The organism is Bradyrhizobium hereditatis (genome assembly GCF_020329435.1).
GTDB lineage: Bacteria > Pseudomonadota > Alphaproteobacteria > Rhizobiales > Xanthobacteraceae > Bradyrhizobium > Bradyrhizobium hereditatis.
The window spans coordinates 769,131-784,362 of the sequence record NZ_JAGKJK010000001.1 but is presented as its reverse complement, the minus strand read 5'-3'; the positions used below and the strand labels follow the sequence as shown (position 1 = coordinate 784,362).

Below are 15,232 nucleotides of genomic sequence, written 5' to 3'. Positions count from 1 at the left end.
CCACATGGTTCGAGACGGCGCTTGCGCGCCTCCTCACCATGAGGGTTTGATGGCTGCTCCGCCCTTTGACGAACGTGCCGATTGTTGCCACAAACCGCTGCCTAGCGTGCAAGAACAATAACCTTTGGGAGCAAAGCCGATGATCATGGAAATGCGCGTCTATCGCTGCCTGCCTGGGCGCTTGCCGGCGCTGATGAAGCGGTTCGATACGCTGACGCTGAAACTGTGGGACAAGCACGGCATCAAGCAGGCCGGCTTCTATACGACGCTGATCGGCACTTCCAACCAGGAACTGACCTATTTCATCGCCTGGGAATCGCTCGCCGAGCGCGAGAAGAAATGGACTGCATTCCAGAGCGATCCCGACTGGATCGCGGGCCGCGCCAAGAGTGAAGAGGACGGCCAGATCATCGAGAACATCGTCAGTCAGCTCCTGGTGCCGACGTCGTTCTCCGCGGTGAAGTAGCCCGCAATCCTGATATTCAGGGGTTAAACGGGGTTGATCCTGATATCGCGGACCGGCATGGTCCGCGCCTGACGCAAAGGAAAACCCTGTGAACGCGAACCTCAAAGCTGCCCCGGTCGTCTCGGTCGGCAAGGTCAAATTCGGCAACGACCTGCCGATTTCGATCATTGCCGGTCCCTGCCAGCTCGAAAGCCGCGCGCACGCCCTCGAAGTGGCGAGCGCGCTGAAGGAGATCGCCGGCCGGCTTGGGGTAGGCCTCGTCTTCAAGACCTCTTTCGACAAGGCCAACCGCACCTCAGGCTCGGCGGCGCGTGGCGTTGGCCTCGAACAGGCTTTGCCGGTTTTTGCCGAGATCCGTTCCTCGCTCGACCTTCCCGTGCTCACCGACGTGCATGAGCCCGCGCAGTGCGCGCAGGCCGCAGAGGCGGTGGACGTGTTGCAGATCCCGGCATTCCTGTGCCGACAGACCGACCTGCTGCTCGCAGCGGCTGCGACTGGCAAAGCCGTCAACGTCAAAAAGGGGCAGTTCCTTGCGCCATGGGACATGGCCAATGTCGTCGGCAAGATTACTGGCGGCGGCAATCCTAATGTGCTGCTGACCGAGCGTGGCGCCTCGTTCGGCTACAACACGCTGGTCTCTGACATGCGCGCGCTGCCGATCATGGCGCAGACGGGCGCGCCCGTGATTTTTGACGCCACGCATTCGGTGCAGCAGCCGGGCGGGCAGGGCACTTCCTCCGGCGGCCAGCGCGAATTCGTGTCCGTGCTGGCGCGCGCGGCGGTTGCGGTCGGGGTTGCCGGCGTGTTCATCGAGACCCATCCCGATCCCGATCATGCCCCGTCAGACGGCCCCAACATGGTGCCGCTGCGCGAGTTCGAAGCCCTGGTGAAGACGCTGATGGAGTTCGACGCGCTGTCCAAGCGCGGGGCTCGCCAATGATGCAGGTAGCGCCGTGACCGTCGCCAGCGGCATGCCGCCGGCGCTCAATATCATTGCGCTCGCGACTTTTTCGGCAGCATTGTCCGCCCGCGCGCTCGATCCCGTGCTGCCGCATGTGGCGGAGGACTTTTCGGTCAGCATCGCGACCGCCGCCAGTTTCGCCGCCGCCTTCGCCTTCACCTTTGCCATCATCCAGCCGGTGCTCGGCGCCTTCGCCGACATGTTCGGCAAGGCGAGGCTGATGATCGTCGCCCTCGCACTGCTTGGCTTCGCCAACATTCTCGGCGCAATGGCGACGTCGTTTCCATTGTTGTTTGCGAGCCGGATTTTGGCCGGCATCGGTTCGGGCGGCGTTTTTCCGATTGCGCTCGGGCTGACCAGCGATCTCGTCGGTGCGGAGAAGCGTCAGGTCGCGATCGGACGCACGCTGGCCGGCGCCATGACCGGCAATCTCCTGGGCGCGACGGTCTCAGGCCTGATCGGCGACTTCCTCGGCTGGCGCGGCGTGCTGGCCGTGCTCGGCGCGATCGTCGTAGTGGCTTCGATTGTGGTCGCGATCGGGTTTCGCGGCGCGGCGCTGACAAATCCGCCGCGGACCAGCCTGTCAGCCCTCAAGCAGGGCTATCGCACGATCTTCACCAACCCGAACGCGCGCATTTGCTATTCGGCTGTTTTCATCGAAGGCTGCTGCGTGCTTGGCCTGTTTCCGTTCATTGCCTCTTTCCTGTTCGAGCTCGGACAAACCTCGCTGTCGATAGCAGGCGTCGTCATCGCCGGCTTCGCGGTCGGTGGCCTCTTCTACACCATGACGGTGTCGCGGCTGCTGCCGAAGATCGGCGTCAACGGCATGATGATCGGCGGAGCGGCGCTGGTCGGCGCGCAACTCATCGCGGTCGCGATGGGACCGGAATGGAAGTTGCAGCTACTTAGCCTGATCTTCATGGGCTGGGGCTTCTACATGATCCACGGCAGCCTCCAGGTTTTCGCCAGCGAATTGTCGGCGGAGGCGCGCGCGACGGCGTTGTCGCTGCACGCGTTCTTTTTCTTCATGGGCCAGACCGTCGGCCCGATCGCCTATGGCTTCGGCATCCAGCATGCCGGCAAGGTGCCGACCCTGCTCACTGCTGCGGCGGTGATGATCGCGCTGGGGTTCGTCTGCGCCAAGCTGCTGCGCCAGACGCGGCCGACGGATGCGGCCTAGCCTGCCGCGCAGAGCGTTCTGCATCCGTGCATTCAAGGCCACCTGCGACAATCAAACCGAAAATGGCCGAGAAGGCATTGTGGTGGTCGGTCGACCCCCGGGCCGGCTCAAGGCGAACGATCGAGATCACCCCCATCAGCGATGGAGCTACCCTGCGCAGCCGCCGGCGGCAACCGTCGTCACTCCGTGCAAGGCTTGGTTTCCGCCCGGCTTGGTTCGCGGTCACATCGGATGGCACGCACGGCCGATTTGCGCGTCTAGCGGTGCGATCCGATAGAATTAAAGTGCAGGAAAGAGCAAGCACCCGCTCGCCCGCCATATCTTTTGGAGCGGCTATTTGCTTGGGAGTCTATGATAAAAAGCACCGGTGGACAGTCGAAGCAAGTGCAGTGTCGACTTGCCTTGTATTGGGTGCCAGCGCATGATTGTTCGAGAACGTTTTCGCGGCCTTTTCCCGAAGTACTTGTTTGTGTTGTTCATGGCCGTCGCGATTCCGCTCGCGATCAACGGTGTGGTCGAAGCCTGGTTCGGCTATCGCGACCAGCGAGAAAGGCTCGATCAGTTGCTCGGCGTTCAAGCAACGTCTGCCGCGGCCGAAATTCACGACTTCATTTTCGGTATCACAAACCAGCTCGGCTGGTTAGTCCAGGTTCCCTGGAGCGACGAGCCTGACGAGCGGCGGAGGACCGAGGCGTTACGCTTGTTTCGACAGGCTCCTGCTATCGTCAGTCTGGCACTCATCGACAACAGGGGCCTGGAGCGCCTCTATGTCTCGCGGATCGGGCTCAATCGAATTGAAAGCCGCACAGACCGATCTGCTGATCCCGCTGTAGTTGGCGCCCGCTCGGCACGAGTCTGGTTCAGCGATGTAAGCTACCATCGAGGCTCCGAACCACATTTGACGGTTGCGGTCGTTGGCAACCGGCCATCGGTCGGCGCGGTTGTCGCGGAAGTCAATCTCAAGCTGATTTGGGATGTGATTTCAGCGATAAAAGTGGGAAAGAGTGGCTTTGCTTTCGTCCTGGATCGACCTGGTCGGCTCATTGCGCATCCCGATATCAGCCTTGTCCTCCGTGGGGCGGAAGAAGCGACTTCCAAGCCGTTCCGTATCATACGCGACGCAATCGGCCCGGCGGGGGCAGGCTTCGCGACGAGCCGAGATGCGCAAGGCCGTGAGATTGCCGCCGGGGCTGCTCCCGTTGCCGGTCTCGATTGGACTGTAATCGTCGAACAGCCGCTGTCTGAAGCCTACGCGCCCATCTATGCAGCCTTATGGAGGACCGCGGCGCTTCTCGCGGCGGGTACGATATTCGCCGCGCTGCTTGCCTACACGTTGGCGCACCGGATGACCGAACCGATAAGGGTCCTGGAGGAAGGGACCGAGAAAATCGGAGCCGGCGCTTTCGGTCACCGCATTTCCATCGAGACCGGGGACGAGTTTCAGCGCCTGGCAAACAGCTTCAACAAGATGGCTGCCGAGTTGGCGCTCGCGCAGCAGCATCAGGAACGCATAGCGAAGCTCAAGCGATTCCTCGCGCCGCAGGTCGCCGACCTCGTCGATCGAGCGGGCGACGACAGCGTGTTGGACGGCCGCCGCGCGGAAGTTGTCGTCATATTCTGCGACTTGCGCGGCTTCACCGCATTTTCTGCGGCACTTGCACCAGAGGAAGTCATGAGCGTGTTGTCGGAGTATTATGAGGCCCTTGGCAGAGCCATCACGCAATTTGCAGCGACACTCATCAGTTTTTCTGGCGACGGCCTCATGGTTCTGGTGAATGCACCCGTTCCTGTCGAAGAACCCGCATTAAGGGCTGTCGATCTCGCCGTCGAGATGCAGAAGAGTGTGCAAGGACTCATCGCCAGCTGGCGATCCCGAGGCCACCAGGTTGGCTTCGGGATTGGTCTTGCCAGCGGGGTAGCGACCGTAGGACGGATCGGATACGCGGACCGGTTCGATTACACCGCCATCGGAAGTGTGGTGAACCTCGCGGCCCGTCTATGCGCATCCGCGGCAGATCGGGAAATCCTGGTAGACGCTGAGGTCGCCGAACGCGTTAGAGGCAAGCGCTCCCTGGAGCGACTTGGCGACCGCCAAATCAAGGGATTTGACGAAGCTATTCCGGTATTCGGGATTTCCCTCACTACACCATAGCCGACATCAAGCCGCAGGGCCTGGCGTAATCCGTTCGAGACTAGGTCGGGGTCACGGGATATGCTGGGCGGCGGCTGACAGGCAGTCGAAGGTGAAAGTATGACAAGCGCCAAGTTCAACGCAACAGCGTCCCGGGGAGGCATCAGGCGTCGAGACTTGCTTTCGTTGATGGCGGGCGCCGTCACTTGGACAACCTCGCTCCATGCGCAAAAGCTGACGATGCCGGTCATCGGCTATCTCTGCGCGGAATCTCCGGAGCCGTTTGCCAGCCGGCTCAAAGCTTTCCACGAAGGTCTTCGCGAAGCTGGCTTTGTCGAAGGCCGCAATGTCGCCATCGAGTATCAGTGGGCCGAAGGGCAATACACTCGATTGCCTGCCCTGGCTGCCAATTTGGTAGCTCGCAATGTCGACATCATCGTCGCGCCCGGTGGAGCGCCGGTGGCGCTCGCTGCGAAAGCGGCTGCCACTAATACCAATAATGCAATCGTCTTTGAGATGGGTGGTGACCCCGTTCAGTTAGGTGTCGTGGACAGCCTGTCGCGGCCGGGCGGCAATATCACCGGGGTTTCGAGCTTGAGCGTCGACGTCTCGCCGAAGCGGCTTGAGTTGATGCATGAATTGCTGGCATCCGCTGCAAAATTGACAGTAGTCGCCAACCCCACGAGTCCAACCGCCAATTCACAATTGCAGAAGCTGCGTTCGGCCGCCGAAACCTTGGGCGTCCGTTTGCAGGTGGTGAATGCAAGTACCGAGAAGGAGTTCGAACCTATTTTCTCAGCCGTAGCCGAGGAAGGGGGCGGGCTCGTCTTTACGTCGGACCCCTATCTTGCATTCCGCAGCAGACAGTTGGCCGAGCTCGCCATGAAATATCGCGTGCCCGCAATTACTCAATCCCGAGACTTCCCCATGGCAGGCGGCTTGATGAGCTATGGGGGAGACTTTGCGCAATCACATCGGCGCGCAGGCATGTATGTCGGGCGAATACTGAAAGGCGAGAAGCCCTCTGATCTTCCAGTCCAGCTTGTCACCCGGTTGGAGTTCATTATCAACATGAGGGCGGCGAAGTTGGTGGGACGCGAGTTTTCACCCTCATTCGTCAGCGGCGCTGATGAGGTGATCGAGTAGGAGATCTATTCCGGCCGCGCAGTGAGTCTAGAGACCAAGCGTGATTTCGGCCCAGCGCAGCACGGTGCTGCCGTTGAGAAACTCGATCACGCTTGGCTCGATAGCTGCCGGCCGGTCGTGGCCGAGCACGGCAGTCGCTGCGATCATGTCGCAGCGTTCCCTAAAAACCACCGATATCGCCGTCTTGCCAAGCGGATTGCGAGCGTTGAGCGTGTAAGCGCGGCTGCGACCGTCCATCCACGCAATTCTGACTGGACGACTGGTGCCGAGCGGTGAGGCATCGCCGACGAGAACAAGATCTCCCATGCGGTCCACATCGTCGTCATCGGCAACGCCAGTTGTGCAATTGCAGAAGCCGATCTTGGCGCGCAGATAGACCTTCACCTCGACACCGCAATCCGCCGCCTGACAGCGGAATGCCTTTCCCTTCCCAAAGGGATCGCTGGGGAAAGGCCAAGCCATCTCAGTCCAAACCGGCGCGGTTGCAGTTGCTGCCGCGCGCTGTGGCAGACCGGACCATGCCAGCACCGTCGCCAGTACACCTCCCAGCGACGCTGCTACAATGGCGATACGACCGATCTGCCTCATTGCTCCACCCGTCTAGTTTCGGGTTGGACTAGTTGCTGGCGAGATACTTCTTCGCCGTCGCGACTTCCGGCCGTTCCGTGTCGGCATTCGCTGTCAGCGCCACGAGTTGCTGATAGTTGTCTCGTGCCGCAGCCTTGTCACCGAACTGATCGGCGGCCTTGGCGGCGCCTGCGTAGCCTTGGAGACGGTTCGGCTCCTTGGTCTTGGTGGCCTCGAATGCCGCAAGCGCCTCCTTGGCCATGCCGCGATCGAGCAGCATGAAGCCGTAGAGCTCCCGCGCCGGCGCCAGCGGGCCCGGCGTGATCGCGTGCTTCTCGGTCTTGTCCTCGGCGTCCGCCGCAGCGCTCATAGCATTGAGAGCCTCGTCGTATTTGCCCTCCGCATGAAGCACCCAGGCAACGGCGACCTGACGCTGGATGTCGACGATGTCCGGCCAATAATTATCCTTGGCTTCGCGCAGCTTGTCGCGCAATTCCGCAAGTTTTTGGACGTCAGCCTTGGCGGCCTCCGGCTTGCCAGAGCGCGCAGCGCCGAGAGCGCGGGCGAAGTGCGAGATCGCCATCGCGAAGTTTGAACCGCTCGGCCTTACAGTCAGTTGTGAGGCGCCATCCCAGTCACCGCGCTCGATCGCATAACGGGCTGGTGAAGCCGCCAGCGCGTAGTCGGCCGCCGAGACCGTGGCCTTGAAGTTGGACTCCTTTGCCATGTCGTCCATGACGACACGCGCCTGTTGATCTTGGGCAAGCTGAAGGTAGGCATAAACCATATAGTCCTGCGCGTGCAGATAATTACCCACCGACTTCTCGGCCTTGGCTGCCTTTACGGAGGCGATGTTGGAGGCAATCGATTCGTTCCAGTAGCCGACGCGGGTGTAAATGTGCGAGGGCATGTGCTGGGCGTGCGGCGCTGCGGGCGCGATCTTGGCGTAGCGGTTGGCGGCGTCGAGACCTTTGTGCGCGGTTGCCGGATAGTCGTAGAGATGGATCAGGTAGTGCGTCACCCCCGGATGCTGCGGAAGCCGCACGGAAATCGGCTCCAGGATTGAGGCGCCCTTGGTCTGCTGTGCGTAAGTCTTGTCGTTGAGGTCTGCCGACGCGTTGAGCGTGATGGCGTAGGCGATCTGAGCTTCGTCGTCGTCTGGATATTTCGCTGCGACTTTGGCTTGCGCATCCCGCAAGGCGCGCATGCGCTGGGCGTGGGGAATTTTGTCATAATCAGCGTACATCACCATAAGGGCATCGATGTAGTCGCGTTCGCGCTCGGTCTTTGCCCCTATCTCCTTGGCCTTGGTGATGGCGGCAAGGCCAGGCGCTAGATTCGGCCGCGGAATCGCGTTGTGCGGGTTGTCCATCAGCGTGAGAGCAATGCCATAATATGCCATGGCACATGTGGGGTCGGCCTCGATGACCTCCTCAAAGATCTCTTTTGCGTTCACGTACCAAAAAGAATGCTGATAGCGCATCGCACGATCGAAGCGACGCTGCGCCACTTCGTTGCAAGATGTTTTGAAGTGCACTTGACCGAGCTGCTTATCCACATCGTCTTGCGCAAGCAGCGGCTGGGATATCGGTAGAGTAAGAACTGCGACGGTAAATCCGAGGAGAGACTTCCGCATGGCCTTCCTCCTTTTGGCGCATCTATAAAAGAATGGATTGCAATACGCCTTTATACGCCTTTCGCGCCCGTGCTTGAACGAATATGATGGATCATGGCAGCGCAACTGACCTTTCGCTCCTCGAGGCCTAAATAACTCTCGGAGGTCCGCTGCTAGTCCACCTTCCAGCCATCTCGGCGAACAGGCGCTGCTGACCGATTTGGCGCGGGAGGAAATCGCAGCACTGGCTGACCTATCTCCCCACGCCGCTATGAGGCCGGCCAGCGCATCATCAGCGCGGACGAGCCAGCCAATTCACTATTCTTTCTTCAAAGCGGAATGGTGAGCGTGAAGCTGCCAACGGCGCGCGGCTGGCCTCGCTTGGGCCCGGCATGGAATTCGGCGAGATGGCGATCATCGAACAGCACCGCAGCGCGGATGTGTGGGCTGACACGCCGGTAAAATGCCTCGAACTGCCGCTCGACAGTTTCGCCAATTACCGCCAGCTCCATCCGCAGATCGCCTTGAAGATCATGCGCAATCGATCTGCGCTCTTAGCGCGGCGCCTGATCCTCGACAACGCCAAGGTCGATCTGCTCAGCGCATATTAGTCTTGTACTCATACCCCGGCGACATGACGCATCTAGGTTGATGTCCGCTTTGCTCTTAAAGCGACGCAGTTGCTGCGAACCAGCGAATGACGCGATGGGCCATCAACTGACATCGCTGGTTTCTCTACTATCGATAGCGCCCCAGCGGCCTCTCAATTCCCTTCTCATCGCGCGCCGCTCGACGCTCACTTTGGCGATGCTACTTGCGACAAGTTCCGCGGCCGACCGCAATCTAATCGTGCAGCTTTATACCCGCTTCTTTAATCAGCTTGGCCCATTTCGGAATCTCGCCATCAATAACAGCAGCGAATTCCGCGGGTGAGTTGCCAATCGGCTTGATTCCAAGATCATCGAATCGCTTGCGCATCTCCGGCATCGCGAGAATGCTCACGGTTTCGCGGTGCAGCTTTTCGATAATCGCCGGTGGAGTTCTGGCAGGCGCCATCAGGCCGAACCATACCGTTACCTCGAAGGCAGGGAAGCCTGATTCTGCCATGGTCGGGAGATCGGGTGCGCCGGCATATCGCTCCAACGATGTCACTGCGAGTGCCCTGACTTTCCCATCGCGCGCGAGGGGTAACAACGCACTGGTGGGAGGAACAAACGCCATGCTGAGCCGTCCAGCGACTATCTCCTGCCCAAACGCGCTGCGATACGGCACGTGAAGGATATCGACTTTCGCCATCGATTTCAGCAGCTCTCCGGCGAGATGCTGCGTTGAACCAAATCCTGAGGATCCGTAGGTGAGTGTGCCCGGCCGGGCGCGTGCGACCGCAACCAATTCTTGCACGTTCTTCGCCGGCACGTCGTTGTTGACGATGAGGATGTTTGCGTAAGCGCACACCTGAGAGATCGGCACAAGATCCCGGACGGGGTCAAACGGCATCTTCTCATAAAGGCTGGGATTGATGACGATCACCGGGTTGGCCGCGAGCAGCAGTGTTTGGCCATCCGACTCAGCCCTCGCGACGCGCTCCCCGGCAAGATTGCCGTTGGCGCCGACCGTGTTCTCGATCACGACTGGCTTCCCCCATGCCTGGAAAAGCTTATCGCCGAGCAAGCGCGCAACAATATCTGGAGATGTGCCCGGTCCGAAACCGACGACAATTCGAACCGTGTGGGCGGGATAATCCAGCGCCAGTGCAACTGGCCCCGCCGTGACGAACATGACCAGAGTGGCAAGAAACCAAAACAATGAGTGCAGAAGCTTCATGGCTGTCCCCCTTCAGGTATCGTGGTCCGGCGACGCGTATTGGGTGCCTTTTTGCAGCGGGTCTGAATCAATCCGACGGGGCGCGACCACCCGGCCGCGCCGACACTGGCACGGCGGGCATCTGGCGTAGCGAGGGCGCGATGAAATTTCGCCGAAATATCGGTGAAGGTGGTAAGATTGTATTTTGAAGGTCGCGGTGGAGGTCAGGATGCATTCCGACTCTCCCAGGATGTTGTGCTTCAGCGATTATGCCGTCGACCTGCAGCGCTGCGCGATCATGCGCGGCGGGCGGGAACTTCAACTTCGGCCGAAATCCTTCGATGTGCTACGCTATCTCGCTGAGCACGCCGGCAAGCTCGTCTCCAAGGAAGAGCTGATCAAGGCAACGTGGCCCAACGTGTTCGTATCCGATGACTCGCTCGTCCAATGCATCAAGGACATCCGGGAAGCGCTGTCCGACGATGCCCATGCGATCGTCAAGACCGTCCCGCGCCGGGGCTACCTGTTCGCAGCCGAGTTATCCGGCGACGAACCAGACAAGGGAGTTCCAGCCATCGGTTCACGCAGTCAGGAGCTTACATTCTGCCGGACCCAGGACGGCGTCAACATTGCCACAGCATGTGTGGGTCAGGGCATGCCGCTCGTGTGTACTCCCACATGGGCCACCCACCTGGAATACGACTGGCAGAGTCCCATCCGCGGACCGCTTTGGCGCTTCCTCATCGACCGCGTCCGGCTCGTTCGTTATGATGGTCGAGGTTTTGGGTTTTCCGACCGCGACATCACCGACATTTCCTTTGCAACATTCGAGCGCGACCTGGAGGCGGTTGTCGATGCATTGCATCTGCATCGTTACGCCGTCCTGGGCATATCGCAGGGCGCAGCAACCGCGATCGCTCACGCCGCCCGCTATCCGGAACGTGTGTCGAAACTGATCCTTCAGGGTGGCTTCGCACTGGGCCGCAACAAACGCGGCTCTCCGAAAGAGGCCGAAATGGCGAAGGCGTGGATTGCTATTACTTGTTTGCGGCAAGGATGGAGCGACGATAACTCCGCCCTGCTCAGGATATTTAGTTCGATGTGGCTTCCCGGGGCTTCGGCCGAGCAGATCAAGTGGTACGCAAACCTGCTGCGCCTCTCGACATCAGTTGAAAACGCGATCATGAACCGATGCGCTGTCGACGACGTCGACGTCGTCGATCTATTGCCGAAGGTGTCTGCCCCAACCCTGGTTCTTCACTCTCGTTACGACAACGTGGCGCCGTTTAATGAGGGGCGCCGCATCGCCACGTCCATCCCGAATGCCAAATTCGTGATTCTGGACTCAGAGAACCACGTCCCCTTACCGGGCGAGCCAGCTTGGTCAAAGTTCATCGGCGAGATCGAGACGTTTTTGTTGGACGTCTGACACTCACTGTTTCGAGCGATCCGAGCGTCCGCTTCGGGTCATTTCGACCGAGTCTGTGGGCTTTTTGATGTCCGCTTTGCCCCAAAAAGCAACCGGTGCCGGGGCTCGGGCCAAGAGGGTTGTATTTCGCTGCACGCCTGTGATTCAAACTTCCAAACTTCGGGAGAGTTTGGCCATGATCGAGGGGATCAGCGCGATCACACTGGGCACCCACGAGATGCCGCGAGCGGTCCGGTTCTACCGCGCGCTCGGCTTTGAGGTTCTGCATGGCGGCGAAGCGGCGTCATTCACTAGCTTTCGCGCGGGAGCAGGCTATCTCAACCTCGTCGCCCAGCCGGCCGAGCGTCGTTGGTCCTGGTGGGGGCGGGTGATCTTCTACGTTGCCGATGTCGACGCACTTTACCACCGTGCGCTCGCGGCAGGATTCGAGCCAGCCACGGTGCCGCGAGATGCCGAATGGGGTGAGAGGTACTTCCACCTTGTTGACCCCGACGGCCACGAACTCAGTTTCGCGCGGCCTTTGCCTTCGCCCGTTCAATAGGCCGCCGAAGCGTCGGGTCACCCTCGTCCGCGGTACGACGCGACGCCCTGGTCCGGCACCCACACATCCTTCGGCAGTTTGCCGGTCTGCCAGAACACATCAATCGGGATGCCGCCGCGGGGATACCAGTAGCCGCCGATGCGCAGCCATTTCGGCTTGATCTCGTCCGCGATGCGCTTGCCGATCATGACCGTGCAATCCTCGTGGAATGCGCCGTGACTGCGGAAGCTCGCCACATAGAGTTTCAGCGACTTGGATTCCAGAAGCCATTGTCCGGGCACGTAGTCGATCACGAGATGCGCAAAGTCCGGCTGGCCCGTCACCGGGCAGATCGAGGTGAATTCCGGCGCGGTGAAGCGAACCAGATAATTGGTGCCGGCTTGCGGATTGGGCACACGGTCGAGCTTTGCCTTCTCGGGGCTGTCGGGCCATTCCACGGCCCGGCCGAGCTGCAATGATTGGGGCAATGATTTCTGCGATGATTTCTTGGCCATCATGATCGTCCTTTGCGAGCGCTGACATGGCTGCAATAGGCCGCGATCGTCAACCGTTAGCGCGAGGACGAGCCTTCGAGAAATTTCACCAGCGCCTGCCGCTCAGCGGCGTCCTCGATGCCGCGGATCGACATCCACAATCCCGGAAACATCGCGGCTGGATCGGCGAGAAAGGCATCGAGACGCTTGGTGTCCCAGCGCAGTCCTTCGTCACGTGCCTTGCGCAGCACCGGCGAATAGTCGAACTCGGCATCACCGGCAACCGTGCGGCCGATCAGCCCTGAGAGGTTGGGGCCGGGCAGGCCGCGCTCGGCGCGATCGAGGCTGTGGCAGGCGCGGCAGCGCGCGAACGCCCGCGCGCCATTTTCGTCTGCAGAGGCGGGAGCAAGCAGGGACAGCAACAACAAGAGCAGGACGGCAAAAACTTCACGCGACCGTCTGTATCACGACCAGGCGGTCATTACCGGATTCACCACCCCACGTCTCACCAGGCCGGCCGTCGAGCTGGCGCACATTCGCGCCGGGCCTATCGCTCGGGAATGCGTTGAACTTCTCCGTCATGGGATCGAAACGCACGATGGCGTTCGCCCCGAAATCGGTGAGCCAGACCTTGTCCTTATCGTCGACATAGACCGCGTAGGTGCGCGGATTGCTGCCCGGCAGCTTCCACGCCTTCCAGGAGCCGTCGGCGGGATCGTGGACGGATACATTGCCGCTGTTCCACTCGCTGACCCAGATCCGGCCCTTCGAATCCGACCATACGCGCCGCGCGCCCTGGTTCGGCGTCGGCGGTTCGACGACAGTCGCGTTGCCGGTCGCCGGATCGATTTTGGCGATGTGATTGCCGGCGAGCGAGGCGTACCAGACGTCGCCCTTCGGCGTGACGGTCATGCCGTAGGTGCCGCGGCCGCGCGGTGATTTGAACACGGTCATGTCGCCGGATTTCGGATCGAGCCGGCCATAGATGCCGGATTGGCCAGTGAACCAGTAGATGCCGCCTCTGTCGAACACACCCGTGTTGAGGTTGGCGTATGCCTCTTTTTCAGGCAGGCGGAACAGCGTCACTTTGTGATCCTTGGGATCGACGCGCGCGATCGCGTTCTGTCCGCCCTCGGTTATCCAAGGCGCGCCGTCGGGGCCGATGACGACGCCATGAGGCGCGGCGCTCTTGCCGAGATCGACCAGCTGGTAGGAGCCGTCGCGTGGGTCGAGCCGGCCGAGCGTGCCGTTGCGTTGGCCGCAGAACCAGATCGTGCCATCCGGGGCCGGCGTCGTGTCGCGCGAACCCATGCCCGTCTTGACTGGATAATATTTCACGCGGAACGGGCCTTCCTGGGCATTCGCGTGACGCAAGAGGGCGGGGGCAGCAAGGATTCCGGCGGCGGAGTTCCGAAGAAACTGGCGGCGATTCATTGCGTTACCCCGGCTTGTGAACGTGAAGGTTCGGACGCTGACATCGACCCTCAATCAATTCTATCCCGAGCCGCATTGGCCGTCCGGAAAAGGCCGGCCGTCAAGCGTTCACATTTGCTTGCTTGCCGTGTAAGACGCCGTCCGAAACCTGACCCCATCCTTCCAGGAAAGTTTAGACATGACCGCCATCGTTGACATCATTGGCCGTGAAATTCTCGACAGCCGGGGCAATCCCACCGTCGAAGTCGATGTGGTGCTGGAAGACGGCTCGATCGGCCGTGCCGCCGTTCCCTCCGGCGCCTCCACCGGCGCGCATGAGGCAGTCGAACTCCGGGACGGCGACAAGAAGCGCTATCTCGGCAAGGGCGTGCAGAAGGCGGTCGATGCCGTCAACGGCGAAATCTTCGAGGCGCTGAGCGATCACGCGGTCGAGGATCAGGTCCACATCGATCAGATCATGATCGATCTCGACGGCACGCCGAACAAAAGCCGCCTCGGCGCCAACGCCATCCTCGGGGTCTCGCTGGCCTGCGCCAAGGCCGCAGCCGCATCCTTCGACATGCCGCTCTATCGCTATGTCGGCGGTACCTCGGCGCGGACGTTGCCGGTGCCGATGATGAACATCATCAATGGCGGCGTACATGCCGACAACCCGATCGACTTCCAGGAGTTCATGATCCTGCCGGTGGGCGCCGCGACCTTCGCCGAAGCCTTGCGTTGCGGCGCGGAGGTCTTCCACACGCTGAAGAGCGAGTTGAAGAAAGCCGGCCACAACACCAACGTCGGCGACGAGGGCGGCTTTGCGCCGAACCTGCCCTCGGCCGATGCCGCGCTCGAGTTCGTGATGAGCGCGATCGGCAAGGCCGGCTACAAGGCGGGCAGCGACGTGATGCTCGGTCTCGACTGCGCCGCCACCGAGTTCTTCAAGGACGGCGCTTACGTTTATGGCGGTGAGAACAAGACTCGCTCACGATCGGAGCAGGCGAAATATCTCGCCGATCTCGTCTCCCGCTACCCGATCGTCACTATCGAGGACGGCATGTCGGAAGACGATATGGAAGGCTGGAAGGAGCTGACCGATCTGATCGGCAAGAAGTGCCAGCTCGTCGGCGACGATCTGTTCGTCACCAACGTGACGCGGCTTGCCGACGGCATCAAGAACGGCCGCGCCAATTCGATCCTGATCAAGGTCAACCAGATCGGCACGCTGACGGAGACGCTCGCCGCTGTCGAGCTGGCGCACAAATACGGTTACACGTCGGTGATGTCGCACCGTTCCGGCGAGACGGAAGATTCTACCATCGCCGATCTCGCGGTCGCCACCAATTGCGGACAGATCAAGACCGGTTCGCTGGCGCGCTCCGATCGCACCGCCAAGTACAACCAGCTCCTGCGCATCGAGCAGCAGCTCGGCACGCAGGCGAAATATGCAGGGAAGGCGGCGCTGAAGGCGCTGGCGTAACGCGCCGGCGTAGCCAAATATAGC

14 protein-coding genes and 1 pseudogene are annotated in these 15,232 nt (G+C 60.9%); 9 read left to right on the top strand and 6 right to left on the bottom strand.

Annotation, left to right across the window (positions count from 1 at the left end; translation table 11 throughout):
• The first annotated feature begins 139 nt into the window (after positions 1–139).
• From J6524_RS03895 to J6524_RS03875, 5 genes are all read left to right on the top strand, one after another.
• Positions 140–466: an NIPSNAP family protein gene (locus tag J6524_RS03895; RefSeq protein ID WP_225669028.1), complete on the top strand. Its 327-nt coding sequence runs from the start codon at positions 140–142 to the stop codon at positions 464–466.
• Between the two features lie 88 nt (positions 467–554).
• On the top strand, positions 555–1,406 hold the full coding sequence (kdsA, locus tag J6524_RS03890) for a 3-deoxy-8-phosphooctulonate synthase (protein ID WP_225669027.1): 852 nt from the start codon (positions 555–557) through the stop codon (positions 1,404–1,406).
• Positions 1,407–1,437: 31 nt separating this feature from the next.
• Positions 1,438–2,607, top strand: coding sequence for an MFS transporter (locus J6524_RS03885; protein WP_225669323.1), 1,170 nt, complete (start codon positions 1,438–1,440; stop codon positions 2,605–2,607).
• A gap of 421 nt (positions 2,608–3,028) precedes the next feature.
• Entirely contained in the window at positions 3,029–4,759 is a 1,731-nt protein-coding gene (locus J6524_RS03880) for an adenylate/guanylate cyclase domain-containing protein (RefSeq protein WP_225669026.1), read from the top strand.
• A gap of 168 nt (positions 4,760–4,927) precedes the next feature.
• Complete coding sequence (locus J6524_RS03875; protein ID WP_225669322.1) at positions 4,928–5,884, top strand: ABC transporter substrate-binding protein; 957 nt, start codon at positions 4,928–4,930, stop codon at positions 5,882–5,884.
• A gap of 27 nt (positions 5,885–5,911) precedes the next feature.
• Here J6524_RS03875 and J6524_RS03870 read toward each other — a convergent pair whose 3' ends face one another.
• Complete coding sequence (locus J6524_RS03870; protein ID WP_225669025.1) at positions 5,912–6,472, bottom strand: hypothetical protein; 561 nt, start codon at positions 6,470–6,472, stop codon at positions 5,912–5,914.
• Positions 6,473–6,500: 28 nt separating this feature from the next.
• Positions 6,501–8,087, bottom strand: coding sequence for a tetratricopeptide repeat protein (locus J6524_RS03865; RefSeq protein ID WP_225669024.1), 1,587 nt, complete (start codon positions 8,085–8,087; stop codon positions 6,501–6,503).
• A 234-nt stretch (positions 8,088–8,321) separates the two neighbouring features.
• Between J6524_RS03865 and J6524_RS03860 the strand changes: the two are divergent.
• Positions 8,322–8,677 (top strand): annotated as a pseudogene (locus J6524_RS03860) (cyclic nucleotide-binding domain-containing protein).
• A gap of 232 nt (positions 8,678–8,909) precedes the next feature.
• Here the strand turns inward: J6524_RS03860 and J6524_RS03855 are convergent.
• Positions 8,910–9,890: a Bug family tripartite tricarboxylate transporter substrate binding protein gene (locus tag J6524_RS03855; protein WP_225669023.1), complete on the bottom strand. Its 981-nt coding sequence runs from the start codon at positions 9,888–9,890 to the stop codon at positions 8,910–8,912.
• 208 nt (positions 9,891–10,098) lie between these two features.
• Here J6524_RS03855 and J6524_RS03850 point away from each other — a divergent pair, with 208 nt between their 5' ends.
• Both J6524_RS03850 and J6524_RS03845 read left to right on the top strand, forming a co-directional pair.
• The gene (locus J6524_RS03850) at positions 10,099–11,298 is read left to right on the top strand and encodes an alpha/beta hydrolase (protein WP_225669022.1); all 1,200 of its coding nucleotides are present in this window, start codon (positions 10,099–10,101) and stop codon (positions 11,296–11,298) included.
• A gap of 175 nt (positions 11,299–11,473) precedes the next feature.
• Entirely contained in the window at positions 11,474–11,839 is a 366-nt protein-coding gene (locus tag J6524_RS03845; protein ID WP_225669021.1) for a VOC family protein, read from the top strand.
• Positions 11,840–11,856: 17 nt separating this feature from the next.
• Here J6524_RS03845 and queF read toward each other — a convergent pair whose 3' ends face one another.
• Genes queF through J6524_RS03830 form a run of 3 tightly spaced genes read right to left on the bottom strand, consistent with a single transcriptional unit; the run spans position 11,857 to position 13,746 of the window.
• Entirely contained in the window at positions 11,857–12,333 is a 477-nt protein-coding gene (gene queF / locus J6524_RS03840) for a preQ(1) synthase (protein WP_225669020.1), read from the bottom strand.
• 56 nt (positions 12,334–12,389) lie between these two features.
• The gene (locus J6524_RS03835) at positions 12,390–12,740 is read right to left on the bottom strand and encodes a c-type cytochrome (protein WP_225669019.1); all 351 of its coding nucleotides are present in this window, start codon (positions 12,738–12,740) and stop codon (positions 12,390–12,392) included.
• A 19-nt stretch (positions 12,741–12,759) separates the two neighbouring features.
• A complete protein-coding gene (locus tag J6524_RS03830) occupies positions 12,760–13,746 on the bottom strand; it encodes a Vgb family protein (protein ID WP_225669018.1) in 987 nt (328 codons plus the stop codon).
• Positions 13,747–13,924: 178 nt separating this feature from the next.
• Here J6524_RS03830 and eno point away from each other — a divergent pair, with 178 nt between their 5' ends.
• Positions 13,925–15,208: a phosphopyruvate hydratase gene (eno, locus tag J6524_RS03825; protein WP_225669017.1), complete on the top strand. Its 1,284-nt coding sequence runs from the start codon at positions 13,925–13,927 to the stop codon at positions 15,206–15,208.
• The last annotated feature ends 24 nt before the right edge of the window (positions 15,209–15,232 follow it).